Source organism: Rhizobium giardinii bv. giardinii H152 (assembly GCF_000379605.1).
Lineage (GTDB): Bacteria > Pseudomonadota > Alphaproteobacteria > Rhizobiales > Rhizobiaceae > Pararhizobium > Pararhizobium giardinii.
Window position 1 is genome coordinate 1 of sequence record NZ_KB902631.1, and the last position, 1,210, is coordinate 1,210.

Sequence of the window (1,210 nt, forward strand, 5' to 3'; positions counted from 1 at the left end):
CGTGGCGACAAGCGCATTCTGGAGACGGAATGGCGTCCGGAGTCGATCTCGATCGCAAAAGAGATCGCGGCGCATGCGATCCGCAAGGGGATCAACCCAACGGAGTTCGCGCTTGCCTGGGTGCTGAACAACAAGCTCGTGTCCGCGGCCATCACCGGCCCGCGCACGGAAGAGCATTGGGACAGCTACATCCGCGCGCTCGACGTCAAGCTCGACGCCGAAGACGAGGCGCTGGTCGATCGCCTTGTTGCGACCGGCCACCCCTCGACGCCCGGTTTCAACGATCCGAGCCATCCGGTGGAAGGCCGCGTGCCGCGCAGTGACGCGGCAGGTGCCGACAACGTCGTACCGCTCGCACGCGCCGTTGCCTGATCAAAAGACCGGCAGGGTCCGCCAATGCGGGCCCTGCAATCCCTTATCCCGGCGACGAGAAGGCCCCCGCATGGCAAATACCGCTTCATCCCCCTTGCCAGTCCACGACCAGCGTAGCGCGGTTGACGAAAAGTCTCCGGCCAGCGACCTGGCGAGTTTGCTGGCAAAGGTGCCGGAGCTTGCCAACGAAATCGCCAAGGGCGCCGTCAAGCGCGATCTGGAGCGCGAGCTTCCTTTCGAGGCCTTCCGGCTGTTCAAGGAGGCGGGCCTTGGAACGCTGCGGGTCCCCGTGGCGCTGGGCGGGCCGGGTGGTTCCGTGGTGGATTACATCGAGACGATCATGGCGATCGGAGCGGCCGACTCCAATGTCGCCCATGCACTCAGAAGCCACTTCAACTTCACCGAAGGACTGCTACTCAATCCAAACACCGCCATCGACCGCACCCAGCTCAGCCGCGTTCTCTCCGGCAAGCTGTTCGGCGGCGCGCATACCGAACAGGGGACCAAACGCCCGGGCGACGTGACGACGCGGATCACGAAATCCGGCGACAGCTATCGCCTCAACGGCCGCAAGTGGTATGCGACTGGAACGGCCTTTTCCGACTTTGCCTCCTTCAGTGCCAAGAACGAGGAAGACCAGCTCGTCAGCGTTCTCCTGCCCGTCGATCGCCAGGGCATCTCCATTCTCGACGATTGGGATGGCATGGGGCAGCGCCTGACCGCAAGCGGTGGCGTGCTTCTCGAAGACGTCGAGGTTCTTCCGCACGAAATCTCCACCCGCGGACTGAACACACTGGTCGGCCGACATACCTCGACGCTACGGCAATTGCATCTCGCT

Annotated in this window: 2 protein-coding genes; both read left to right on the plus strand. The window is 63.6% G+C overall.

Annotation, left to right across the window (positions count from 1 at the left end; all coding sequences use genetic code 11):
- Positions 1–372: aldo/keto reductase (locus A3AY_RS0111775; RefSeq protein ID WP_018325875.1), on the plus strand; the 372-nt coding region annotated here is incomplete at its 5' end.
- Positions 373–442: 70 nt separating this feature from the next.
- The coding region (locus tag A3AY_RS35135; RefSeq protein WP_018325876.1) for an acyl-CoA dehydrogenase family protein at positions 443–1,210 on the plus strand (768 nt) is incomplete at its 3' end.